The sequence below is a fragment of the Dactylosporangium sp. CA-233914 genome, from assembly GCF_050942935.1.
GTDB lineage: Bacteria > Actinomycetota > Actinomycetes > Mycobacteriales > Micromonosporaceae > Dactylosporangium.
In genome coordinates this window covers 10,054,112-10,076,730 of sequence record NZ_CP192030.1, presented here as the reverse complement: position 1 = coordinate 10,076,730, position 22,619 = coordinate 10,054,112, and the positions used below count along the sequence as shown (strand labels likewise).

Annotated in this window: 23 protein-coding genes; 15 read left to right on the top strand and 8 right to left on the bottom strand. The window is 71.9% G+C overall.

All coding sequences use genetic code 11. The features are described 5' to 3' along the window. Window positions 1-435 precede the first annotated feature (435 nt). The 9 genes from ACQPY0_RS44540 (at window position 436) to ACQPY0_RS44500 (ending at window position 10,391) form a co-directional block, all read left to right on the top strand. Window positions 436-2,886, top strand: a complete 2,451-nt coding sequence (locus tag ACQPY0_RS44540) for a sensor histidine kinase (RefSeq protein WP_432975052.1) — start codon at window positions 436-438, stop codon at window positions 2,884-2,886. 13 nt (window positions 2,887-2,899) lie between these two features. After that, on the top strand, window positions 2,900-3,280 hold the full coding sequence (locus tag ACQPY0_RS44535) for a roadblock/LC7 domain-containing protein (RefSeq protein ID WP_432975049.1): 381 nt from the start codon (window positions 2,900-2,902) through the stop codon (window positions 3,278-3,280). Window positions 3,281-3,370: 90 nt separating this feature from the next. Continuing rightward, a complete protein-coding gene (locus ACQPY0_RS44530) occupies window positions 3,371-3,919 on the top strand; it encodes a GTP-binding protein (protein ID WP_432975046.1) in 549 nt (182 codons plus the stop codon). A gap of 83 nt (window positions 3,920-4,002) precedes the next feature. After that, window positions 4,003-5,193: an ABC transporter substrate-binding protein gene (locus ACQPY0_RS44525; protein WP_432975043.1), complete on the top strand. Its 1,191-nt coding sequence runs from the start codon at window positions 4,003-4,005 to the stop codon at window positions 5,191-5,193. 29 nt (window positions 5,194-5,222) lie between these two features. Next, window positions 5,223-6,032 carry a class I SAM-dependent methyltransferase gene (locus ACQPY0_RS44520; RefSeq protein ID WP_432975040.1) on the top strand — a complete coding sequence of 270 codons (810 nt, stop codon included), beginning with the start codon at window positions 5,223-5,225 and terminating at the stop codon, window positions 6,030-6,032. Window positions 6,033-6,116: 84 nt separating this feature from the next. Further along, complete coding sequence (locus tag ACQPY0_RS44515; RefSeq protein ID WP_432975037.1) at window positions 6,117-6,995, top strand: branched-chain amino acid ABC transporter permease; 879 nt, start codon at window positions 6,117-6,119, stop codon at window positions 6,993-6,995. Next, window positions 6,992-7,981, top strand: a complete 990-nt coding sequence (locus ACQPY0_RS44510; protein ID WP_432975034.1) for an ABC transporter permease subunit — start codon at window positions 6,992-6,994, stop codon at window positions 7,979-7,981. The genes ACQPY0_RS44515 and ACQPY0_RS44510 overlap by 4 nt, the downstream gene beginning before the upstream one ends. Next, complete coding sequence (locus ACQPY0_RS44505; protein ID WP_432975031.1) at window positions 7,978-9,543, top strand: ATP-binding cassette domain-containing protein; 1,566 nt, start codon at window positions 7,978-7,980, stop codon at window positions 9,541-9,543. Before ACQPY0_RS44510 ends, ACQPY0_RS44505 begins: the two co-directional genes overlap by 4 nt. A gap of 149 nt (window positions 9,544-9,692) precedes the next feature. Next, window positions 9,693-10,391 carry a hypothetical protein gene (locus ACQPY0_RS44500; protein ID WP_432975028.1) on the top strand — a complete coding sequence of 233 codons (699 nt, stop codon included), beginning with the start codon at window positions 9,693-9,695 and terminating at the stop codon, window positions 10,389-10,391. An 83-nt stretch (window positions 10,392-10,474) separates the two neighbouring features. Here ACQPY0_RS44500 and ACQPY0_RS44495 read toward each other — a convergent pair whose 3' ends face one another. Next, window positions 10,475-11,710, bottom strand: a complete 1,236-nt coding sequence (locus ACQPY0_RS44495) for a hypothetical protein (protein WP_432975025.1) — start codon at window positions 11,708-11,710, stop codon at window positions 10,475-10,477. A 173-nt stretch (window positions 11,711-11,883) separates the two neighbouring features. Between ACQPY0_RS44495 and ACQPY0_RS44490 the strand changes: the two genes are divergently transcribed. From ACQPY0_RS44490 to ACQPY0_RS44480, 3 genes are read left to right on the top strand one after another with little or no spacing between them, the layout of a single operon-like run. Continuing rightward, window positions 11,884-12,402, top strand: a complete 519-nt coding sequence (locus ACQPY0_RS44490; RefSeq protein WP_432995607.1) for a PadR family transcriptional regulator — start codon at window positions 11,884-11,886, stop codon at window positions 12,400-12,402. Further along, a complete protein-coding gene (locus tag ACQPY0_RS44485; protein WP_432975023.1) occupies window positions 12,399-13,100 on the top strand; it encodes an ABC transporter ATP-binding protein in 702 nt (233 codons plus the stop codon). The genes ACQPY0_RS44490 and ACQPY0_RS44485 overlap by 4 nt, the downstream gene beginning before the upstream one ends. A 1-nt stretch (window position 13,101) precedes the next feature. Further along, a complete protein-coding gene (locus ACQPY0_RS44480) occupies window positions 13,102-14,862 on the top strand; it encodes an FtsX-like permease family protein (RefSeq protein ID WP_432975021.1) in 1,761 nt (586 codons plus the stop codon). Between the two features lie 19 nt (window positions 14,863-14,881). Here the strand turns inward: ACQPY0_RS44480 and ACQPY0_RS44475 are convergent, their stop codons facing one another. After that, complete coding sequence (locus ACQPY0_RS44475; RefSeq protein ID WP_432995921.1) at window positions 14,882-15,199, bottom strand: hypothetical protein; 318 nt, start codon at window positions 15,197-15,199, stop codon at window positions 14,882-14,884. Between ACQPY0_RS44475 and ACQPY0_RS44470 the strand changes: the two genes are divergently transcribed. Next, complete coding sequence (locus tag ACQPY0_RS44470) at window positions 15,126-15,386, top strand: TetR-like C-terminal domain-containing protein (RefSeq protein ID WP_432975019.1); 261 nt, start codon at window positions 15,126-15,128, stop codon at window positions 15,384-15,386. The two genes, ACQPY0_RS44475 and ACQPY0_RS44470, sit on opposite strands and share 74 nt — an antisense overlap. 17 nt (window positions 15,387-15,403) lie before the next feature. Here ACQPY0_RS44470 and ACQPY0_RS44465 read toward each other — a convergent pair whose 3' ends face one another. Together ACQPY0_RS44465 and ACQPY0_RS44460 are read right to left on the bottom strand one after the other, a co-directional pair. Then, window positions 15,404-16,402, bottom strand: a complete 999-nt coding sequence (locus tag ACQPY0_RS44465; RefSeq protein ID WP_432975017.1) for a sugar-binding transcriptional regulator — start codon at window positions 16,400-16,402, stop codon at window positions 15,404-15,406. A 182-nt stretch (window positions 16,403-16,584) separates the two neighbouring features. Continuing rightward, entirely contained in the window at window positions 16,585-16,974 is a 390-nt protein-coding gene (locus ACQPY0_RS44460; RefSeq protein ID WP_432975015.1) for a VOC family protein, read from the bottom strand. Between the two features lie 123 nt (window positions 16,975-17,097). Between ACQPY0_RS44460 and ACQPY0_RS44455 the strand changes: the two genes are divergently transcribed. Together ACQPY0_RS44455 and ACQPY0_RS44450 are read left to right on the top strand one after the other, a co-directional pair. Further along, a complete protein-coding gene (locus ACQPY0_RS44455; protein WP_432975013.1) occupies window positions 17,098-18,924 on the top strand; it encodes a glycoside hydrolase family 15 protein in 1,827 nt (608 codons plus the stop codon). Between the two features lie 64 nt (window positions 18,925-18,988). Further along, on the top strand, window positions 18,989-19,360 hold the full coding sequence (locus ACQPY0_RS44450) for a VOC family protein (protein WP_432975011.1): 372 nt from the start codon (window positions 18,989-18,991) through the stop codon (window positions 19,358-19,360). Window positions 19,361-19,384: 24 nt separating this feature from the next. Here ACQPY0_RS44450 and ACQPY0_RS44445 read toward each other — a convergent pair whose 3' ends face one another. The 4 genes from ACQPY0_RS44445 to ACQPY0_RS44430 form a co-directional block, all read right to left on the bottom strand. After that, window positions 19,385-19,648 (bottom strand): hypothetical protein, encoded by a 264-nt coding sequence (locus ACQPY0_RS44445; RefSeq protein WP_432975009.1) that lies wholly within the window; start codon window positions 19,646-19,648, stop codon window positions 19,385-19,387. A gap of 479 nt (window positions 19,649-20,127) precedes the next feature. Next, complete coding sequence (locus tag ACQPY0_RS44440; protein ID WP_432975007.1) at window positions 20,128-20,886, bottom strand: SDR family NAD(P)-dependent oxidoreductase; 759 nt, start codon at window positions 20,884-20,886, stop codon at window positions 20,128-20,130. Between the two features lie 7 nt (window positions 20,887-20,893). Next, entirely contained in the window at window positions 20,894-21,586 is a 693-nt protein-coding gene (locus ACQPY0_RS44435; RefSeq protein WP_432975005.1) for a class I SAM-dependent methyltransferase, read from the bottom strand. Next, entirely contained in the window at window positions 21,583-22,584 is a 1,002-nt protein-coding gene (locus tag ACQPY0_RS44430) for an alpha/beta hydrolase (protein WP_432975003.1), read from the bottom strand. The genes ACQPY0_RS44435 and ACQPY0_RS44430 overlap by 4 nt, the downstream gene beginning before the upstream one ends. Window positions 22,585-22,619: the final 35 nt, after the last annotated feature.

Here is a 22,619-nt window from a genome sequence, read left to right as displayed (position 1 = left end):
CCTGGGCGCGTGGAATGTGAATTTCGACGCACCGATTTCAGGTAGGTGGTGTGTGATTCATGCCGATAAGCTCCGCGGCGTCATTTATTGCATTGACTGCCGTGGTCGGCGGCAATTTGGCCCCAGTCAGAAACCGGAGAACGCGCCGCGATGTGTCCCAATCATGCCATCAGTCCTCCCCTTTTCCGTTGTGGACGGTGGTCCCCGGTGGCGACGACGCGGGGACTGATCCGCCGCGAGGCGCCGCGCTGCTGGTCAGGGCGCTGAATCTGCTTGGGCCTCACTACTTGGAGCTGTTTTCGATGACGCGATCCAGGCGCCCCAGGGCGCTTGTTGAGCCGTACGCATGCTGGGCGGCCGGAGGTGGCCCCAGATGATTTCTCGACGTCAATTCGGTCTGCGTGGTCTCGAGCGCCCCCGGCGTCTTGCGCGTCGATGCTGCCACCTCCGCGTCACCGGCATTGGTGCGATGATGAAGGCGGGACGGCTGTGAATAGACAAGCCACCCGGCGTCTCCGGCCGCCGGCTCGTCGGCGCTGGCTGCGTGACCGTCGCATCAGCACAAAGCTCGGGCTGATTCTCATGCTGCCGGTCGCGGCGATCGTGGCGCTGACAGGGTTCAACGTGGCCGCGGCGGCAGGCCGGGCCATCGACGCCGAGCGTGCCCGTGAACTCGTTGGGGTGGGTGGCGTCGCCGCACAGGTCATCGCGGCGCTGCAGCGAGAACGAGCGGCAGCTGCGCTGACGTTCGTCGTGCCCGGCAGCGCATCGGCGGTCGCCGACTACAAGGGCCGCGGCGCGGACACGGATGCCCTGGTCGCCGCGTTCGAGGATGGGTTGGCCGCGACACGGCTCCCGGCCAGTCTGGAGCCCCTTGTCGGACGGATCAGGACGGAGCTGGGCGGCCTGCCGGGGCTGCGGCAGAGGGTCGCTGCGGCCCCCGACGCGGTGCTGAGTGCGGTGGCGTTCCGTTACCGCTCGATGATTTCCGACCTGATCAGCTACCGGCAGGCGCTGGGGCAGGTCGGTGTGTCGCCGGCGACGGCGAACGGTCTTCGGGCGGTGGCCGCGCTGTCCGAAGCGATCGAATCAGCGTCGCGGCTTCAGGTCGCGGCGGTGCGTGCCCTGAGCGCCGGTCGGCTGACGCCGGCCGGGCAGCAGGAGATCGTGGGTGCGGACAGCGCGGCCACCGAGGCGCTGCGGACGTTCGCGGACCTCGGTCCGCAGACCTGGCCGGCGCTGCTCAACGGCCGGCTCGGCGGTCCGGAGATTGTGCAGGCGGAGCGGCTGCAGAGCCTGGTGACCCGCAGCCAGCCGGGCCGGGAGTTGGCGCTGGGCACCGATGCGCAAGGCTGGTCGACTGCCATGGGGGCCCGCATCGACCTGATGCACGCGGTGGAGGCCGACCTCGACACCGGCCTGCTGCGCACGGTCACGGCTGAACGCGACAGCGAGCGGCGGGCCGTCTTCACCGCGCTCGGGGCGGTCGCTGGTCTGCTGCTGGTCGTCGTCGTGGTTGGAGCCGTGGTGGCCCGGTCGCTGACGCGTTCGCTGGTCCGGCTGCAGCATGACGCCATCGACGTCGCGGAGAACCGGTTGCCCGAGATGGTGGGCCGGCTCGACGTCTACAACGCCGATCCGGCCACGGTGCAGCGGCTGCTGGCGCAGGCGGGCGAACCGATCCCGGCAGACGGCGCCGACGAGGTCGCCAGTGTCGCCGCCGCGTTCAACAAAGTCACCAGATCCGCGGTGCGGATCGCCGGCGAGCAGGCCGCGACACGGGCGGGGGTCGGCGCGATCCTGGTGGCACTGTCACGGCGCCTGCAACTGCGCGCCGACACGATGATGGCCAGCCTGGACCGCCTGGAGCGCGACGAACACGATCCGGACCGACTGGCCATCCTGTTCCAGCTCGACCACACGGCCACGCTGATTCGCCGGCTCATCTTCAACCTGCGGATTCTGGCCGGCGGCCGGGGCGACCTCTCCCGGACCGACGCGGTCAGCCTGAGGGATCTGCTTCGGGCGGCAATGGCAGAGACCGATGACTACCGGCGCGTTGACGTGGTCGCAGCCGACGAAGGCGTCCAGGTCGACGGCGAGGTCGCCGCCGAGCTGATCCACATGCTGGCCGAACTGCTGGACAACGCCACCGCGTACTCCCCGCCGGAGTCCTCCGTCGAGATCGAGGCACGACAGGTCGGTGATCAGCTGCACATTCAGGTCCGGGACAACGGTATGGGCATGACTGAGGCCGCCTTGGACGCGGCACGCAGCCGGATCGCCCATCCGCCGATGGACCATCAGACCGCCGAGCGCATGGGCCTGCCGGTGGTCGGCATGATCGCCCAGCGACTCAACATCAAGGTCGAGATCCGGACCGAGGCACGCTTCGGAACCCGCGTCGACCTGACTGTCCCGCGCGCGCTGTTCAGGGTTCAACCGGCCGTGACGCACACGCCGCCCGTGCTTGCGCCGGCGATCCCTCCCGGGCCACCGGCCGGGTGGCCGCTTGCCGCCGGGGTGAGCGCGGCGACCGTCGAGCCGGTCATCTATCACGAGCTGACCGCCCGCAGTGCATGGTTCCACCCCGAGGCCGAGCCTGATCCGGGCGCCGTCACCGCCGAGCTCGTGCTGGTCCGTGCCGCTGACGACCGGCACGCCGCGACGGGTGCTGACTTCGACGTCCACGGGCGGACTACGGACGGGGGCCTGCCGGTGCGCCGGCCGGGGCAGCACGTCGGCGAGAACCTGCGGCCCCAGCCACCTGAGGAAAGCCCGAACCCGGTTCCGGTTCAACGGGATCCGAACTCGCTTCGCCAGCGGATGTCCGCGTTCCAGGCCGGCCTCAGCCAGGCGGGCCGGCGCACGCCCACCATTCAGTGAAGGACGACACGCCATGACGGACATGGGATTCCTGCTCAAGAAACTCTGCGAGGTCAGAGGGATCACGCATGCCCTGGTGGTCTCGGGTGACGGGCTGCCGGTGGCCCACAGCCGGGGCCTGCCCAACGTCGATCAGCTGGCGGCGGTCGTCGCGGGCCTGGCCTCGCTCACGACCGGGGCGGGCAAGTTCATGGACGCCCTCCCGGTGGAGCAGATCGTCGTCGAGATGCACGGCGGTTTCTTGATCACGATGGTGATCGACAACAACTCGATCCTCGCCGTCCTGGCCAAGAAAGACTGTGATCTCGGTCAGGTCAGCTACGAGATGGCGGTGACGATCGACCGGGTCGGGGGAATCCTCACCCCGGAGTCGCGCCACCCGCAGAAAGCCTGACCGCGGACCATGGCCCCGCACACCACCGGCCTGCGGGCCTCAGCCGCCGGCCACCCGGGACAGACCATCGCGGTTCCGCGCGTCACGTCGGTGAAGATCGTTGTCGCCGGCGGATTCGGCGTCGGCAAGACGACCTTCGTCGGCACGATCTCCGAGATCACGCCGCTGCGGACCGAGGAGATCATGACCGCGGCGAGCGCCGGCGTCGACGACCTGTCCGGGGTACCGGACAAAATCACCACGACGGTGGCGATGGACTTCGGCCGGATCGGTATCGACGAGACGCTGATCCTGTATCTGTTCGGCACCCCGGGCCAGGACCGGTTCTGGTTCATGTGGGACGAGCTGTGCAGGGGCGCCATCGGCGCGGTCGTGCTCGCCGACACCCGCCGCCTGGGCGACTGCTTCGCCGCGGTGGACTACATGGACAGCCGCGGGCTGCCCTACGTCGTCGTGCTCAACGTCTTCGACGGCGCGCCCCGGCACGACCTGGCCGAGGTGCGGCACGCACTGCGCGTGCCCGACCACGTGCCGGTGCTGCGCTGCGACGCCCGCAACCGTGACGACGTCCGGCACGCCCTCGTCGAGCTGGTCCAGTACGCGCTCAGGCTGCGCGACAGAAGCACCGCCGATGGATGAAGACCACCGGCCAGACCCGGCCGGCTGGGCGCACAGCTCAGCTTTCCCTTCAACCGCACCGCATTGAAAGCGAGGACCATCCCGTGATCCGACGACGAGCGCTACCCGCCGCGCTGGCTGCGGCGGCCGCCATGGCGCTGGTGGCGGGCTGTTCGGGCGCCAGCCTGGGCAGTGACGCCGCCACGAGCGGCGGCCCGATTCACATCGGACTGATGTGGCCGCAGACCGGTGTCTACAAGACCGTCGGCGACGACTTCGCCCGCGGCTGGCAGCTGTATCTGGACACTCACGACGGCAAGCTCGGCGGGCACGAGATCAAGACCACCGTCGTCGACGAGGGCGACGGCAAGCAGACCGCGCGGACCGGGATCAAGAAGCTCATCGAGCAGGACAAGGTCTCCGTCGTCGTCGGCACGATCAGCTCCGACGCCGTCCAGGAGGTCCAGCCGGCCGCCACGGAGGCCAAGATCCCGTTCGTGGCCACCGGCGGCCGCCCGGACAACCTCAAAGACCTGGCCTACACCTGGCACACGTCCTGGCAGAACCGCGACGCCGGGGCCGCGATCGCCGACTACATCCGCGCGAACGTCAAGGGGCCGGTGTACGTGATCGGCCCGGACTACAAGGGCGGCTGGGACCAGATCGCCGGGTTCGTCGACCCGTTCGTGGCCGGCGGCGGCAAACTTGCCAACCCCGACGGTAAGGCGACGTTCACCCCGTTCCCGACCACGACGAACTTCCTGCCCTACCTCAACGCCATCCCGGCCGAGGCGAAGGCCGTCTTCGCGTTCTACGGCGGCGCGAACGCGATCGACTTCGTCAAGTCGTACGCGCAGGCGGGGTTGCCGGCGAAGGTGCCGCTGTATGCGGGCGGATTCACCGTCGAGGGCGCGGTCCTGACCGCGCAGGGCTCAGCGGCAGACGGGATCTACTCGTCACTGAACTACGCCCCGGACCTGGACAACCCGGCCAACCGCTCGTTCGCCACCGCGTTCCAGCGCAAGTACGACGGCATTCCGGACCTCTACAACGTCACCGCCTACGACGCGGCACTGGTGCTGGACGGGGCCATCGCCGCCGCGGGGCCGAACCCGACCAGCGCCTCGATCAACGCCGCGATCGGCAAACTCGGCCGGCTCGACAGCCCGCGCGGCCAGTGGCGCTACGGCGAGCAGCACGCACCGATCCAGCCCTGGTATCTGCGGCAGGTCCGGCTCGACGGCCGCGGACGCGCCAACGTCGTCGTGCAAACCCTCACCACCCTCGGCAAGTAGCCCCGTCCATCGAACCTGGAGGACCGTCCGTGACCACCACAGCGCCCGACGCGTCGGCGTACACGTTCCGCAACGCCGACCAGCAAGGCCCCAACCAGCTGCAGATCCTCGCCGAGATCCTCGACGAGCACACCACCGACATGCTCGTGCACGCCGGCATCGCCGACGGCTGGCACTGCCTGGACGTCGGCCCCGGCCGCGGCACCATCACCACCTGGATGGCCCAGCAGGTCGGCCCGGCCGGGCACGTCACCGCCCTGGACCTCGACCCGCGCCACGTCATCGGCGGCGACACCATCACCATCCAGCAGGGCGACGTGCGCATCGTCGACCTGCCGGACGGCCACTACGACCTCATCCACACCCGCCTGGTGCTGCTGCACCTGGCCGAGCGGCTCGCCGTGCTCGACCGGCTCGTGACCGCGCTCAAGCCCGGCGGGGTGCTGGTCGTGTCCGACTGGGACGCCACCGACCGCAGCATGCTGGTGCACGCGCCCACGCCGCAGGCCGCCGCCGCGTTCGACACCTTCCAGGACGGCCTGCTGGCCATCCTCGAGACCAACGGCGCCGACGTCGGCTGGGCCCGCCGCGCCCCGGCCGCGGTACGCGCCGCCGGAATGGTCGACGTGGAGACGATCGTGCACAACCGCCTGTGGCCCGGCGGCGGCGCCGGCAACCTCCTGCACGTCAGCAACTCCTACCAGCTGCACGACGCGCTGCTGGGCGCCGGGCTCAGGGTCGAGGAGCTGGAGCTGCTCCGCGAGGCGATGCAGGACCCGCAGACCCTCGCCTACTGCTACTGGATGTTCACCACGATCGGCCGCCGCCCGAAGCGGTAACGACAGGGCCAGGACTTCACCCGAGGGGGTCAGCGTGAGGACAAGAACGATGCCTCGGCACAGCTATGTCTGGTGGGGCGCGCGGTGACGGCGTACGCGGTCACCGCCCTGGACGGCCTGGCCTACGGGCTGGCGCTGTTCGTCGTCGCGGCCGGCCTCACGCTGATCTTCGGGGTGATGGACGTACTCAACCTGGCGCACGGCAGCCTCTACCTCGCCGGCGCCTACCTGACCTATCTGTTCAGCCACGGGAGCCTCGCCGGGCTCGCGGTTGCGCTCACCGCCGGCGTCCTTGTCGGCGCCGGCGGCGGTGCGGCCCTCGCCGCCGCGATGCGGCCGCTGACCGGCTCGCAGCAGAGTCAGGGCCACCTGCACCAGGCCCTCGCCACGCTCGGCATCGCCTACCTGGCCGCCGACGGCTACACCACCGTTTTCGGTGGTGCCCCCGTCCCCGTCAATCCACCCGACATCCTCGCCGGCAGCCTCGATCTGGGCCGGCATGGCTACCCTGTCTACCGCCTGCTGTTCATCGTCGTCGCCGCCACCGTTGCGCTCGCCCTGCACCTGGTGATCACCCGCAGCCGGTCCGGGGTGCTCCTGCGCGCCACCGTGGCCGACCTCGGGATGGCCGCGGCTACCGGGGTCAACACCCGCCGCGTGCAGACCGCCGCGATGGCCGCGGGCAGCGTCCTCGCCGTCACCGGTGGCGTGCTGGCCGCACCCCTGATGGGGCCCGCCCCTGGCGCCGACACCACGGTGCTGGTGCAGTCCCTCATCGTCGTCGTCATCGGCGGCACCGCCGGAGCCGGCTCGATCCCCGGCACCCTCGGCGCCGCGCTGCTGGTCGGTCAAGTCCAAACCGTGGGCGTGCTCGCCGCCCCCACCCTGGCCCCGTTCGCCCTGTTCGCGGTCCTGTTCACCGTCCTCGTTGCGCGTAGCCGCACGGCGGTGAGGCCGGCATGATCACCACTCGACTCCTGACCACCCCGGCGGCGTCCGTCCGTCGGGAGGCCCGCTCGCGCCGCCGTCAGCTTCTGCTCGGTGCGGTCGTGATGCTCGCCGCGTTCGCCTTGCCGTTCATCGCGGACGCCTACATCGTCTCGATCGCCTCCACCGCGATCGTTCTCGCGGTCCTGGCCATGAGCACCCAGCTGCTCACCGGTATCGCCGGGCTGCCGTCACTGGGGCAGGCCGCGTACCTCGGCGTCGGCGCCTATACCGCCGCGCTCCTCGCGAGCGCGGGGCTCACCAACGGGCCGGTGCAGCTGGCCGCCGCGGCCGTGGCCGGGGCCGCCGCCGCGGCGGTGACCGCTGTGCTGCTGCTGCGCACCCGCGGCGTGCTGTTCCTCATGGCCACCTTCGCCGTCGCGGAGCTGACCCGCACCATCGCCACCCAGTGGGCATCCGTGACCGGCGGCGACGACGGCCTGCACACCCCGCCGGTCACCGTCTGGCCCGGCACCCCGCCGCTGCGCGGTGACGGCTACACGTACCTGTACCTGCTCGGCTGTTTCCTCGTCCTCGCCGCCGCGGTCGCGGTGCTGCTGCGCAGCCGGCTGGTCCTGGCGCTGCGTGCCGCCGCCGACCACGAGGCCCGGCTCGCCGCGCTGGGCCACCACGTCAACCGCCACCTGCTCGCCGGATTCGTCACCGCGGGAGCGCTCGCCGGCGCGGGCGGGGCACTCCTCGTCGCGGCCCACCGCTACCTGTCCCCGGCCGACCTGGGCCTGGACCTGTCCGCCATGGCGCTGCTGGCCGCCGCGATCGGGCTCGGCACGATGCGCGGCGCCGTTGCCGGTGCCGTGCTCGTCGTCGCCGTCCGCGACCTGCTCGGCACCCCCACCGGCGGCCACGCGGCCGCCCTGCTCGGCCTTGCCTTCCTGACGGTGGCGTACCGGCCTGCCATCACCGCCCGGCTGGCCGACTGGAAACGGAGTCGACGGCCGTGACGACGAGCATGCTGCGCCTGGACGGGGTCAGCCGCCGCTTCGGCGGACTCACCGCCCTGCACGAGATCAGCCTGGACCTGCCGGCCGGGGCCCGCCACGCCGTCATCGGCCCCAACGGCGCCGGCAAGTCGACCCTGCTCAACCTGATTGCCGGCACCTTGGCGCCGACGACCGGGACGATCGTCGTCGACGGACGTGACGTCACCCGCCTGCCCGCCCGGCTGCGGGCCCGGCATGGCGTGGGCCGCAGCTTCCAGCACCCGGCCGTGTTCCGGCGGCTCCCGGTGGTGGCGAACCTCGCGCTGGCCGTCATGCCCGGTCCGGACGACATCCCAGGGCCGCGGGACGCGGACGGCGGGGCGCGGGTACTCGACGCGGTCGGGCTCACCGAGTACCACAGCGTGCCGGCCGGACAGCTGCCCTACGGGCTGCAGCGGCGGCTCGAGCTGGCGATGGCCCTCGCCCGCCGGCCGCGGCTGCTGCTGCTCGACGAGCCCTCCGCCGGGCTCGACCCCGGCCAGATCGACCGGCTCACCACGCTGCTCGCCAACCTCGACGCCCAAACCACCGTCCTGCTGGTCGACCACCACCTCGACCTGATCTGGTCCCTCGCCCAGACCGTCACCGTGCTGCACCACGGCCGCCACCTCGCCACCGGCACCCCGGACCAGGTCCGCGCCGACCCGGCCGTCCGCGACGCCTACCTCAACCCCGGCGGCCACCCCGCCGCCACCGCCCGGCCGGCGCCGCGCACCGCACCTGGTCCGGTCCTGCTGCGGGTACGGCAGTTGCGCGCCGGCTACCACGGCGCGCCCGTCCTCGACGGCATCGACCTCGACGTGCACGACGGCGAAGCGGTCGCCGTCCTCGGCCGCAACGGCGCCGGCAAGACCACCCTGCTCGACACGATCGCCGGGCTGCACCCCGCGCAGGGCCGGACCCGGATCGAGTGGGCCGGCCGGCCACTGCCCACCCGCCGACCACACCTACCCGCCCGCGCCGGGATCGCGCTCGTGCCCCAGGGCCGGCGGATCTTCACCGGCCTCACCGTCCGCGAGCACCTCGTCTGCGCCTCCGGCGCCGGTGGCCGGACCGCCGCTACCCCCGGCCAGGGGTGGACCGTCGAGCGAGTCCTGGACCTCCTGCCGGGCCTTGGCACGCGACTGCACCACCCGGCGCAGCGGCTCTCCGGCGGCGAACAACAGATGCTCGCCCTCGCCCGCGCGCTGCTGACCCAGCCACGACTGCTCATCCTCGACGAACCAACCGAAGGCCTGGCCCCCGCGATCATCGCCCAGCTCACCGACGCCCTCCTCCAACTCGTCGGCGACGGCCTGGCCATCCTGGTCGCCGAGCAGAACCTGGCCATGGCCACCGCACTCGCCGACCGGCTCGTCGTGCTCGACCACGGCCGGATCGCGATGACCGCCACGGCCGGCGACCTGACCCAGGACGGTCCCCGCCAGCGCCTGCACGCCCTGCTCGGGGTCGCCGGCCCGGTCACCCCGTCGTCGGCTCCCGCGCCGCGGCCGACGCGCGCCACGCAACCGAGGCCGCGATGACCACGCCGCCGCCACCGAAACCTGCCGGGTCCAGCCCGGCAGCACCGGACTGTGCTCCGCACGGAGTACCGAGGTGCGCGCTGCGGTCGCTGACCGTCACGGCCCGCCTCCAGCTGGCGTGCGGTGACCGGCGATCAGCCGTCGCCATCATGCGGGCCGCGCTGCTGGAGCTCGACCCGGCCACATCGCCGCCGCGGGACGACCTGATCGCCGCGGCCACGATGTACGCCGGCCTGCTGCGCCCGCATGAGGTCGCGGAGTGGCTCAGCCTGCGATGGGCCCGGTACGCCTACCGCAGCGCCACCGCATGTTTCGGGCCCGTTGACGAGCGGACATTCGCCGCGGCCGCGGTGCTGTCCACCGTCATGGCCGCCTACCGGCTCGAGGATGCCGCTGTCGAGCTGCGGGAACAGATCGCCGCCCGGCTGACGGACCGCTTCGGGCCGGCGCACCCGCGCGTGCACACCGCACGGGTCGAGATCGCCGTGGCCCGGCACGCCGCCGGTCACTGCGTGCAGGCGATCGACGAACTCGCCGAGATCTGTCTGAGCTGGGCGCGACGGCACGGCGGTTCTGACGTCGTCACCGTGACCACGCGGCTGCAACTCGCCGCCCTGCACGACGCCTGCGGCCGCCACAGCGGCGCCGCCAGGCGCGCCGCACTGGCGATGCGTTCCTACCACCCGCCGCAGGCCGACAGCCCGGCCGCCGATCGGCCGGACCTGACCTGGATCACCGACCCGGATCACACCCACGCCGTCCTGTGCCAGCACGAGTACCCACGCCGGCTCCTGCGGCGACTGCGGGATGCAGCCCGGAATCCGTTGAACCGCCGGCACCTGCCATGAGCCGCGAACCGCAGACCCGGGCTGCGCCGCCCGGGCGCTCGCCGGCCTGAGGGGACGGACCGCCGGTCCGCCCCCTGTTGTCCTCAGAGCAGCTGGGTGATGCTGCGGCGGCTCGCGACGACGAGGTACCGGCCGTTGCGGAAGGTCCCGTCCGCGAGCCTGGAGAGGGCGCAGTTGGTGAAGTCGACGATCGCCGCCTGCTCGGGCAGGGTCTCGACGTACTGCCCGAGCTCCGTCCACATCGCCGCCTGCACCGCCTGCTCGTTCCTCATGAACCCGATCAGGTAGCCGACGGCGTGGCCGGAGTGCCGGTCCTGGCGCAGGAACGCCGTCAGCGCCTGCTCGATCGCGGTGTTGTCCGCGGCGAGCGTAGCCGGCAGCGCGTTGGGTGCCGGCGCGGCCAGCATCGGGGCCTGGTTGAGGCAGAACGTGCGCACGGCGTTGACGAGCGCCCAGTCGTCCGGCTCCCCGAGCGGCCCCGAGTTCGGCTGGACCGGCCCGCCCAGCTCGCGGCGCTTCCCGGCGTTGTGCGCGTAGAACTCGTAGATCAGGTATCCCAGCGCCGCCCACCGCCGCCGCAGCGCCAGCGCCAGCCGCCGCTGCAGCTCCGCGGTGCTGATCACCGGCAGCAGGTGCGGCGCCACCGCGGGCCGCACCCGCACCATGATCTGGACGGGGTGTGTTCCGTTGTCGCGCCCGGTGACCGGGTTCCCGACGATGATCATCCAGGTCACCCGCCCGCGGGTGCCCTGGTCCGGCCGCAGGGGCGGCTCGCCCCGCCGGACGTTGCCGTCGATGGCGGCCTTCACCAGCGGCGACACGGCGAGGCGGCCGTCGATGTACGGGCCGGCCGGCGCGGGGGCGTGCTGGTCGTTGACGCAGCCCACGGGCAGGCAGACCAGCGCGCCGACGCCGAGCGGCCCCAGCCCGCCGGACAGGACTCGGACCAGGCACTTGGGCCCGGCGGGGTCGTTGATCACGTGGTGCACCTCGCCGGTCACCGGGCCGGCGGCGACGAGCGCCGCCGGCCCCACGAGGTCGACGAGCGCGCCCGGCGGCGGTACGGTCGCCGCGGGGGCCGGCACCGGCCCGAGGTCCTGGTACGGCACGCACACGATCTGCCCGACGTGCAGGTACGGGTAGGTGCTGTGCAGTACGTGCACGTCGCAGTCGAGCCGGGATTCGTCGGGCCGCAGCGCGACGACCATGCCGAACACGACACAGTTGAGCGGCTTGCCGTTCAGGCTGACGACCGTCACGATCTCGCCGATCTCGAGCACGCCCGTGGGGTTTGCCGTCACTGGCAACGCTGGCTGCATGGCTGACTCCGTCCTGTGGTTGCGCCGATTCGGCAATGGGACGGCCGGGCCCCACCCGGCGATACCGACGGTCGGGTTGCCGACACCACCTCACCCGATCGGCACCGCCGAGACTTCGGCGTGGCGGGTTACCGGAGTTGACACCTGCAATAGGTAACGGTTAGCTATTGCGGGTGCAGGACGTGGTGCTGGCGATGCTGGCCAAGGAGCCGGCGCACGGCTACGAGCTGCGCGGCCGGCTCCGCGACGCGCTCGGCCCGCTCGGCGACACCATGAACGGCGGGCAGATCTACGTGACCCTGGCCCGGCTGGCGAAGGCCGGGCTGGTGACCTCGGAGCGCTCCGACGGCCTTCCGGACAGACCGGATCGGCGGGTGTACGCGCTGAGGCCGGCCGGGCAGCAGCGGGTGTCCGCGTGGCTGGCCGAGGTGAGCTGGCCGCGGCCGGACCTCACCGAGTTCCACCTCAAGCTCGTGGCCGCGGCGGCCGCCCGACTCGCCGACCCCGTGAGCCTGGTCGACGCCCAGCGGCGCGAGCTACTGCGCCGGATGCGCGAGACCCAGCGGGCCGCGCTGGACCGCTCGGTGGACCCGGTCGCCGGGCTCCTGCTGGAGGGGGTCGTGCTGCGCCTGCGGGCCGACCTGGAGTGGCTGGACGCGTGCGAGCGCACATGGAAGATGGCGGGGGCATGACGACCGGAACGATGGTGCTGCAGGCGCGGGGGCTTTCGAAGCGGTACGGCGACGGCGACAGCCTGGTCCGCGCGGTCGACGAGGTCGACCTGGACGTGCCGGCCGGACAGGCCCTGGCCGTCATGGGTCCGAGCGGCTGCGGCAAGTCGACCCTGCTGCACCTGCTCGGCGGGCTGCAGCGCCCCACCGGCGGCGAGGTGTGGCTGGCCGGGCAGCGCATCGGCACGATGAGCGAGCGCGCCCTGGCCCGGCTGCGGCGCGACACCGTCGGCTTCGTCTTCCAGTCCTTCCACCTCATGGACGAGCTCAACGCGGTCGAGAACGTCGAGCTGGCCGCGCTGCTGGCCGGCCGCTCGCCCCGCCAGGCCCGCCGCCGCGCCCTGCACCTGCTCGACCGGGTCGGGCTGGCCGACCGCGCCCGCCACCTGCCCGCGGCGCTCTCCGGCGGGCAGCGCCAGCGGGTCGCGGTCGCCCGGGCCGTGGCCAACGAGCCGCTGCTCGTCTTCGCCGACGAGCCCACCGGCAACCTCGACAGCGCCGCCACCCTCGACGTGCTACGGCTCTTCGAGGAGCTGCGCACCGCCGGGCAGACGCTCGTCGTGGTCACCCACGACACCCGCATCGCCGCGGTCGCCGACCGGATCATCGCCATGCGCGACGGGGCCTTCGCCGACGCCGTCCACGCCGGAGGGCGTTGAGTTGGCCGGCCGGCTGCGCCTCGTCCTGCGGCTGCTCGCCCGCGACCTGCGCCGCCGCCCGATCGAGGTGGTACTGCTGCTCGTCGCCATCACCGCCGCGGCCGGCACGCTCACCCTCGGCCTGGCGCTGCACGACCTCGCCGACCGGCCGTTCGAGCAGACCCGGGCCGCCACCGCCGGCCCGGACGTCGTACTCCGGCCCCGGGCGACCGGCCCGGAAGCGCGGGGCGCGCTCGAGCAGTACAAGAGCGGGCCCGGCATCGCCGCCGCCAGCGGGCCGTTCCCGACCGCGTTCCTGACGATGACCGTGGCCGGCGGCGTGCAGGCGCACGCCGTCGTCGAGGGGCGCGACGACGCCCCGGTGGCGCTGGACCGGCCCGCGGTGACCGAGGGCACCTGGGTCCGCCCCGGCGGCGCGGTCGTCGAGCGCGCCTTCGCCGACGCCCTCGGCGTGCGGGTCGGCGACACCGTGAGCATCGAGAACCACCCGCTGCGCGTGCTCGGGATCGCGGTCACCGCCGCCCGGGCCGCGTACCCGTACGCCGGGTGGCACTACCCGGGCAGCATCCTGGTCGAGCGGGGCGGCCTGGTCTGGGTCGACGCCGGCGACATCGCCGCGCTGGGTGGCGACCGCCCGCTGTCGTACGTGCTGAACCTCAAGCTCGCCGACCCCGCCACGATCGGGGACTACCGGGAGGGCGACGAGCTCTCGACCTGGCAGAGCATCGCCAAGTCCGACGCCGGGCTGTACCGGGACGCGCGGATCGTGCTGAACATCGGCAGCTGGCTGCTCACCGCCCTCGCCCTGGCCGGCGTGGCCGGGATCGTCGCCGGCCGCATCATCGCCCAGCGCCGCCGCGTCGGCCTGCTCAAGGCCGTCGGCGCCGGCCCGGCGATGATCGCCGCCGTGCACCTGGCCGAGTACCTCGTGATCGGCCTGGTCGCCGCCGCCCTGGGCCTCGCCGCCGGCTGGCTCAGCGCGCCCGCGCTGATCCGCCCCGGAGCCGGCCTCATCGGCTCCACCAACGCCGACCCGCCCGGCCTGAGCACCGCGCTCGCCGTCACGGCGCTCGCCCTGGCGATCGCCGTGGCCGCGACCCTGGTGCCGGTGGCGCGCGCCGCCACCACCAGCACCGTCCAGGCCCTGGCCGACGGCGCGACCCCGCCGCGCCGCCGCCGCTGGCGCATCCTGCTGTCCCGGCGGCTGCCCACCGTCCTGCTCATCGGGGTGCGCATCAACGCCCGCCGCCCCCGCCGCGCCCGGCTGCTCATGGTGAACGCCCTCGTCACGACGGTCACGCTGGTGGCCGTCCTGACGAGCCGGGTGCAGGTGCGCCGCTTCGACCTCGGGTACACGCAGCTGTCCAACCCGCGGATCGAGCGGGGGAACCAGGCCATGCTCGTCCTCTGCGTGGTCCTGTTCACCCTCGCCCTCATCAACGCGGTCGTGAACACGTGGACCGCGGTCCTCGACGCGCGGCAGCCGCTGGCGGTCGCCCGGACCCTCGGCGCCACGCCGGCGCAGGCGGCGGCGAGCCTGGCGGTGGCGCAGGTGCTGCCGGCCGTTCCGGGGGTACTCGCCGGGCTCCTGATCGGGACGCAGCTGTACTCGTCGAACTCGACCGGCGACGTGCGCTATCCGCCCGGGCCGTGGCTGCTCGCCGTGGCGCTCGGGATCCCACTGGTGATCGCCGCGCTGACCGCTGTGCCGGCGATGGCGATCGCGCGGCGCCCGGTCGCCGACAGCCTGAGCCCGGCCTGACGACGCCGTCCGGCGCGAGTCACTCGACCCGGCGGCGCCACCGGGCCCACAGCACCGTCGCGGCGAGCGCGAGCGCGACCGCGGTGATGCCCGCCTCCCCGGCGAGCAGCTGCCAGAACCGGTCCGCGCCGTGCTCCCACAGCGCGTCGGAGGCGAGCCCGGCCCGGCGCCGTTGCCCATCGAGCAGGCCGTAGTTCGCGGCCGCGGCGAAGCCCAGCCGCGCGGGCAGGACCGCGGTCACCGGGGCGAGCCAGCCGGGCAGCGTGAACAGCGAGCCGTTGAGCACCACCTGGCGCGAGCTGATCCGCGACCGCGTCACCTCGGACTCGGTGATCATCGCGCGGGCCGTCGAGCGCGGCGAGATCGACCCCGCGCGGATCACGCCCCGGGTCGCCGCGCTGCCCTTCGACCTGTTCCGGCACGAGGTACTGATGACGCAGGCCCTCGTGCCGGACGAGGTGATCGAGGAGATCGTCGATCGCATCGCGCTGCCGGCGATGACGGGATCGGCCGCGCCGCCGTGATGGCCGGGCCGGCTGCCTCAGTCGCGCAGGAGTTCGGCGGCGGTGGCCTGGTCGGTGATGAGCACGTTGAGCCAGCCGCCGCGCAGTGCGGCGCGGATGGCGCGCCACTTGCGTTCGCCGCCGGCCACGCCGATGCGGCGGGGTACTTTCTTGAGGGTTTCGGCGCTGATGCCCAGGACTCGGTCGTCCAGTTCGGAGTCGATGTGCTGGCCGTGTTCGTCGAAGAAGCGCATGCAGACGTCGCCGATGGCGCCGAGTTCGCGCAGTCGCTGCTCCTCTTGCGTGGCGATCGCGTTGCCGCTCTGCCGTAGCAGGGTGGAGGGTTCGAGGCTGCCCACGCCGACGAGTGCGACGGTCAGGTCCTGCCAGGCGTCCAGCACCGCCGCGATGCTCGGCTCGCGCACCAGTGCGTGGCGCATCTCGGCCGTCGCCACGAGTCCGGGGGCGACCAGGTAGACGGCCTCGGCGCGGGTGTGGCGGGCGAGGCCGCCGGTGAGCCGCGTCGCCTGGCTCTGCGCGGCGCTCGTGCCCACGCCACCGAGGATCTGCACCACCCGGTCGGCGGCCAGGCCGGGTGCCGAGTGCATGGCATCGACGGTGGCGAGCAGCGTCGCACTCCACGAGGAGATCCCGACCCGGTCACTGCGGCTCAGTGTCGTCTCCAGGTAGACGGCGGCCGCGGCGGCGATCGCCCGGGTCACCGCGATCTCGTCGGTCTGCCCGGTGCTGTCGGCGACGACGACCTCGCTCAGCCCGTATCGCTGCTCGACGGCGTCCTCCAGGTCCGCGTGGACGCCGCGCGGGGTGATCACCACGGTGCGGACGATGCCGGCGGCCACGGCCTGTTTGAGCAACCGTGAGACGCGTGGCTGGGAGATGTGCAGGAGCTCCGCGATCTGTGGCTGCCGTACACCGCGCTCGTGGTACATCCGGGCGACCTTGGTCAGCAACCGGATGTGTTCGGCGGCGATCGCGTAGGGCTCCGCGCCGTCGTTCGCGTCGAGCCTCGGGCTCACTGGTGCCTCCTCAACGTCGTCAACGAAGCGTAACCACGCCGACCGGACCGGGGTAGCCGGAGTTTGCCGCCGACGCACTCCCGGGCGATCAATTCGTTGACGAACCCGCAGAGGAAGTTCACACTACCTGAATGTCCAATCATAACTGAATGGACATTCATATCAGGGGTCGTCGGGTTCGATCACGCGGAGTCGCTGCCGTACGGGCGCGTGAGGATCTCCAGGTTGTGCCCGTTCGGATCGTCGAAGTACACACCACGACCGCCGTCGCGGTGGTTGATCTGCTCCGGCTGACCGTGGTGCGGATCGGCGTAGTAGGCCACCCCGGCTTCCCTGATGCGACCGAAAATGGCGTCGAACTCGTTCTCCGAAACCAGGAACGCGTAATGCTGAGCGGTGACGGACTCGCCACCGGTATCGATGAAGTCCAGGGTGACGCCGTTGCTCATCTCGACCGGGATGAACGGGCCGAAGCGAGCACCCACCGGCACCCCCAACATCGCCGCCAGGAACTTGGCGGATGTCTCCTTGTCACGGGCCGCGACAATCGTGTGATTGAGCTGAACGGACATCGCGATGCCTCCTGACTCATACGAAGGTGTCACACCTTGCTACCCCCGTACACCCGGAAAAACAGAACGAAGGTTCTGGGATCGGCGGCATGCTTCGTGCTCGAACGGGGAAGCCCATATGTCATGAACGGCGGGCGAGAGCTGAGCGCGGCATCCGGTTACCTGCCGATCGCCGAGCACGGCCTGATCGGCGACCTGCGCACGGTGGCCCTGGTGGGCACCGACGGCACCATCGACTGGTACTGCTGTCCCCGCTTCGACGCCCCGAGCGTGTTCGCCTCGATCCTCGACGCCGAGCGGGGCGGGCGTTTCGAGCTCACCGCCGACGCGCCGGCGACGACCAAGCAGTTCTATTTCCCCGACACCAACGTGCTGATCACGCGGTTCTTCACCGAGGACGGCGTGGGTGAGGTGCAGGACTTCATGCCGATCAGCGGCGACTCCGGCGACTCCGGCCGCCACCGGCTGATCCGGCGCGTCCTGTGCGTGCGCGGCACGATCCCGTTCCGGGCGCGGGTGGCCCCCCGGTTCGACTACGCCAGGCAGCCGCACACCGTGGGGTGGCACGCCGGGCAGACGCGCTTCGAGTCCGCCGACCTCGCGCTCGCGCTGACCGCCACGGTACCGGTGGAGCACGAAGCCCTGGACGCGACGGCGACGTTCAAGCTCCTCGAGGGCGAGTCCGCGGTCTTCGCGCTCGACCGGGTCGGCGACGACATCATGCCCCGCGGGTGCCCGCACGCCGAGGCCGAGGCCGAGTTCAACGCCACGGTGGCGTTCTGGCGGCGATGGCTGTCGGCCTCGCGGTACCGCGGCCGCTGGCGCGAGACCGTCCACCGCTCCGCGCTGACCCTCAAGCTGCTCACCTACGCACCGACCGGCGCGATCGTGGCCGCGCCGACGACCAGCCTGCCCGAGCGGATGGGCGGGGAGCGCAACTGGGACTACCGGTACGTGTGGATCCGCGACGCCGCCTTCTGCGCCTACGCGTTGCTGCGACTGGGCTTCACCGGCGAGGCCGAGGCCTTCATGACGTTCCTGGCCGATCGCATCGCCCAGCGGGTCACGAGTCCGTCCGGGCCACTGCAGATCATGTACGGCATCGACGGCCGCACCGACCTGCCCGAACTCGAACTGCGACACCTGGACGGCTACCGCGGCTCGGCACCGGTGCGCATCGGCAACGCCGCCGCCGACCAGCTTCAGCTCGACATCTACGGGGCGCTCATCGACTCGGTGTACCTCTACGACAAGTGGGGCAGGCCGATCTCCAGCGACCAGTGGGACGCGGTCTGCGAAGTTGTGAACTGGGTCTGCGAGCACTGGGACCAGCCGGACGAAGGCATCTGGGAGACCCGCGGCGGGCGCCGCAACTTCCTGTACTCGAGACTGATGTGCTGGGTGGCGATCGAACGCGCCATGCGCATGGCCAACCACCGCGGCCTGCCCGCGAACCTCCTGCACTGGGGGCGGACCCGGGACGAGATCTACCGCAGCATCATGCGCCGCGGCTGGTCCCCCGCGCGGCGGGCGTTCGTCCAGCAGGAGGACAACGACGTCCTCGACGCCGCGCTGCTGATGATGCCGCTGACCAAGTTCATCGCCCCCACCGACCCGAAGTGGCTCGCCACCCTCGACGCGCTCGGCGCGGAGCTGGTGTCCGACTCGCTGGTGTACCGCTACGACCCAACCAGCGGCCAGGACGGCCTCCACGGGGAGGAGGGCACCTTCTCCATCTGCTCGTTCTGGTACGTCGAGGCGCTCACCCGTGCGGGCCGGCTCGACGAGGCGCGGCTGGCCTTCGAGAAGATGCTCACCTATGCCAACCATCTCGGCCTCTACGCCGAGCAGATCGCCCGCACCGGCGAGCAGCAGGGCAACTTCCCGCAGGCCTTCACGCACTTCGCGCTGATCAGCGCCGCGTTCAACCTCGACCGGGCCCTCGGCTGACGGTCGTGCCGGGCAGAATGGACCCTGACACCCGGCCACCCGGCCGTGTGGGATGGAGGCACAGATGTTCGCGAAGACCAAGGCGTTCAGCGGCTTCGCCGTGCCCGACGTCGCCGCCGCCAAGAAGTTCTACGGCGACACGCTCGGCCTCGACGTGACCGAGCAGAACGGCATCCTCACCTTGCACCTGGCGACCGGCGCCACGGTGATCGTCTACCCGAAGCCGGACCACAGCCCGGCGACGTACACGATCTTGAACTTCCCGGTCGACGACATCGACGCGGCGGTCGACGAGCTGGCCGCGAAGGGCGTCACGATGACCCGATACGAGGCCTTCGAACAGGACGAGCGCGGCGTGTTCCGCGGCGGCGGGCCGTTCATCGCCTGGTTCACCGACCCGGCCGGCAACGTCCTCTCCGTACTTCAGCAGCGGTGAGGGCGGCCGGGCCGGGCCGGATCGTCAAGCCGCGACGCCGGTGAGCGTCGGTGCCATGGCGCGGGTGCACATCTCGCGCGCCCACTGGATGCGGTCGAGGGCGGTTTCGGGCCGGTCGCCGAACACCTCGGCGGCGCGGGCGTAGCACTCGTCCGGGCCGAGCTGATCGAGCGTGCGGCCGACCGTTTCACGGATCGTGGCGTCGTCCGGGTCGCTCGACCTGGGGGTGTCGGAGACGAACAGCGCCATGCACAGGACCGGATCAACCGGGAGTGTCGTGGTCGTCATCGTGGATCACCTGTTCAACGGGGTGTGTGGGCGATGGCTCCACGGTCTCTCGAAGCGGTGCGCGACCACCTCGGTGCCGACGGGATACTCCGGCTGCGGGTTTCAGCACCAGCGGATACCTGCTGTCCTGCATGGCGGCCTCACATCGCCTCACCCTCTTCGCAGGACCGCGCAGGACCGCGCGGACCATCACCGGGGCCGCCCCGCACCATCATCCCGCGGCTCACCCCTGCCCGCCCGGCCGCGGGAGTAGCTTCGGATGTGGGCCTACGAGACGTGCGGGAGAGCCCAACTGGATGACAGTTGAGCTGAGAGGCTGAATGACTGAGAGGTCGGCCGGCGATCCCCACTACCTGATCCAGGCAATGCTGGCGAAGGGAAACCGCCTCGTAGGTCTTTTTGCGTGCCCTTTTCGGGTGGCCGGGTCGCCCGGCGAGTGCCGCACGACCCGGCCCCGTGGTATTGCGGGTCGACCGTACTCAGAGGTTGAAGCCGCCGGAGACCTCGATGTCCTGAGCGGTGATCCAGCGGCACTCCTCGCCGAGCAGTGCCGCGACGACCATGCCGATGTCGTCGGGTTCGCCGAGCCGGCCGAGGGCGGTCTTCGCCACGATGCCCGGGATCACCTCGGGGAAGCGCTCGAAGGCGTTGTCGGCGATGCGGGTGCGGGTGGAGCCGGGCGAGACGGAGTTGACGCGGATACCGCGGGTGCTGAGCTCCTTGGCCAGGTAACGGGTCAGCACCACCAGGCCGCCCTTCATGGTGCCGTAGGCGGAGTAGCCGGGTTCCAGACCGCAGTGCCGCGCCGCGCTGCTCGTGGTGTTGACGATCGCGCCGCCGTCGGCCAGCAGCGGCAGCAGCGTCTGGGTCAGGAAGTACGGGCCCTTGAGCAGGACCCGCATGAGCGTGTCGAACACGTCCTCGGTGGTGTCCTCGAACATCGCCATCCGGCCGAATCCGGCGTTGTTGACGAGGAAGTCGAAGGTGTCCCGCTGCCACGTGTCGCGCAGTGCCGCCGCGACGGACTCGCGGAAGGCCGCAAAGGCGGCGGTATTGCCGACGTCCAGCGGCAGCGCGACGGCCGTGCCACCATCCTTGTCGATCACCGCGACGGTGTCCCGCGCGCCGGCCTCGTTGCCGTGATAGGTCAGGATCACTCCCGTGCCGCGCCGGGCGAGCTGGACGGCGATGCTCTGTCCGATTCCGGAGCTGGCACCGGTGACGATGGCGATCTGCATGGTTGACTCACCTGTTCGTTCGTCGGGTGTGTACTGAATCGAGGGCCGGCAGCGGCGCGCGGGGCCTGCGGCAGTAGTAGACGAATGCCGGTGGCAGGTTCGCCCACACCGTCCGGCTGTGCACGACCTCCTCGAAGCGTGCGCGCAGCGTGCGCCGCAGCCGCAGGGCCGGCGGTGCCCATCGCGTGTGCGTGTACGCGAAGGTGGTGAACGCGCCGTGCGGGGCGAGACCGGCGGTCACGGCGTCGAGCAGGTCGTCCTGGCGGCCCGGCGTGAACGCCGCCCACGGCAGCCCGCTCACGATCGCGTCCGCGCGGCGGTGACCGCGTTGCGCCAGGATGTCGTGCAGGTCGCGGGCGTCGGCGACGGCGAGGTCGACCCCGGGGTAGCGGGCGGCCAGGCGTTCGGCGAACCGGGCGTTGATCTCGATGGCCAGGTGCCGCCCGCGGCCGGCGAGCCGGCGCTGGATGGCCGCCGTGAACGCGCCCGTGCCGGGGCCGAGCTCCACGACCAGCGGCTCGCCGGCGCCGGGCACGGTCGAGGTGACCGCCTCGGCCAGGGTCCGGCCGCTGGGTGTGACGGCGGCGACGGTGAACGGGTCGCGGAGGAACTCGCGCAGGAACGCGGTACGGTCGTCGCCGCCCGGCGCCGGTGACGGCGGCCGGGTCGGATCGGGTTGGGTAGCGGCGAGCGTGGTCATGGTGCGGTGCTCGTTGCGACGACGTGGCGCTCGCCGGTGGGCAGCGCGGCCAGCACACGGGTGAGCCAGTTGCTGCGGGTGCGGCGGGCCGCGGCGGAGACGCGGGTGTGCGGGAAGAGGGCGTCGAAGCCGTGGCAGCCGCCGGCCCAGACGTGCAGCTCGGCCTGGCCCCCGGCGGCCCAGATGCGGGTGGCGTAGGCGACGTCCTCGTCGCGGAAGACCTCGGCCGTGCCGGCGTCGATGTAGGTGGCCGGCAGGCCGGAGAGGTCCTCGGCCGTGGCGGGTGAGACGTAGCCGGGCACGTCGGCGCCCCGGAGGTCGCCGAGCACGCAGCGCCACCCGAACTCGTTCATCTCCCGGGTCCACACGCCCGGCTCGCCGGAGTACTGCCGGCTCGACGTGGTGGTGTTGCGGTGATCGAGCATCGGGCAGATGAGCACCTGCGCGGCGATCGCCGGGGTGCCGAGGTCGCGGGCCATCAGCGTGACCCCGGCGGCGAGGCCACCGCCGGCGCTGATCCCGGCGACGATGATGCGGGTGGGGTCGATCCCGAGCTCCGCGGCGTGCTCAGCGGTCCAGAGCAGGCCGTGGTAGCAGTCGTCGACCAGGGTCGTGCCGGTGGCCTCCGGCGCCAGCCGGTACTCCGCGGTGACCACGACCGCGCCGAACCGGTCGAGCCAGTCGAGGGGGATGTCGATCTGGGAGAAGCGGTCTCCCATGACCATCCCGCCGCCGTGCAGCCAGTACACGCACGGCGCCGCCGCGGCGCGTCCGGCCCGCTGGGGGCTGAGGATCGACAGCGGAAGCCGGACACCGTCCGGGCGGGCGACGGTGGCCTCGCGCCGATCGACGGCGCGCCCCTCGAGGAGGGTTTCGACCGGCGGCGAGGGGATCTGGCGGATCTGTGCGAGCAGTTCGGGGTTGAGCTCGCTCGACAGGGGCATGTCGGCGAGCAGCGCTCGCAGCTCGGGATCGATGTCGGGTCGGGTCGGGGTCATGCTCGGCTCCTGAGGTGTCAGTGGTCGCGGTGGAG

What these genes read in the sequence shown, in the direction of transcription:
- ACQPY0_RS44540 (WP_432975052.1), top strand. Translation starts at nt 436, where the DNA reads ATGCTGCCACCTCCGCGTCACCGGCATTGGTGCGATGATGAAGGCGGG.
- ACQPY0_RS44535 (WP_432975049.1), top strand. Translation starts at nt 2,900, where the DNA reads ATGACGGACATGGGATTCCTGCTCAAGAAACTCTGCGAGGTCAGAGGG.
- ACQPY0_RS44510 (WP_432975034.1), top strand. Translation starts at nt 6,992, where the DNA reads ATGATCACCACTCGACTCCTGACCACCCCGGCGGCGTCCGTCCGTCGG.
- ACQPY0_RS44500 (WP_432975028.1), top strand. Translation starts at nt 9,693, where the DNA reads ATGCGGGCCGCGCTGCTGGAGCTCGACCCGGCCACATCGCCGCCGCGG.
- ACQPY0_RS44495 (WP_432975025.1), bottom strand. Translation starts at nt 11,710, where the DNA reads ATGCAGCCAGCGTTGCCAGTGACGGCAAACCCCACGGGCGTGCTCGAG.
- ACQPY0_RS44485 (WP_432975023.1), top strand. Translation starts at nt 12,399, where the DNA reads ATGACGACCGGAACGATGGTGCTGCAGGCGCGGGGGCTTTCGAAGCGG.
- ACQPY0_RS44475 (WP_432995921.1), bottom strand. Translation starts at nt 15,199, where the DNA reads ATGATCACCGAGTCCGAGGTGACGCGGTCGCGGATCAGCTCGCGCCAG.
- ACQPY0_RS44460 (WP_432975015.1), bottom strand. Translation starts at nt 16,974, where the DNA reads ATGTCCGTTCAGCTCAATCACACGATTGTCGCGGCCCGTGACAAGGAG.
- ACQPY0_RS44455 (WP_432975013.1), top strand. Translation starts at nt 17,098, where the DNA reads ATGAACGGCGGGCGAGAGCTGAGCGCGGCATCCGGTTACCTGCCGATC.
- ACQPY0_RS44450 (WP_432975011.1), top strand. Translation starts at nt 18,989, where the DNA reads ATGTTCGCGAAGACCAAGGCGTTCAGCGGCTTCGCCGTGCCCGACGTC.
- ACQPY0_RS44445 (WP_432975009.1), bottom strand. Translation starts at nt 19,648, where the DNA reads ATGACGACCACGACACTCCCGGTTGATCCGGTCCTGTGCATGGCGCTG.
- ACQPY0_RS44440 (WP_432975007.1), bottom strand. Translation starts at nt 20,886, where the DNA reads ATGCAGATCGCCATCGTCACCGGTGCCAGCTCCGGAATCGGACAGAGC.
- ACQPY0_RS44435 (WP_432975005.1), bottom strand. Translation starts at nt 21,586, where the DNA reads ATGACCACGCTCGCCGCTACCCAACCCGATCCGACCCGGCCGCCGTCA.
- ACQPY0_RS44430 (WP_432975003.1), bottom strand. Translation starts at nt 22,584, where the DNA reads ATGACCCCGACCCGACCCGACATCGATCCCGAGCTGCGAGCGCTGCTC.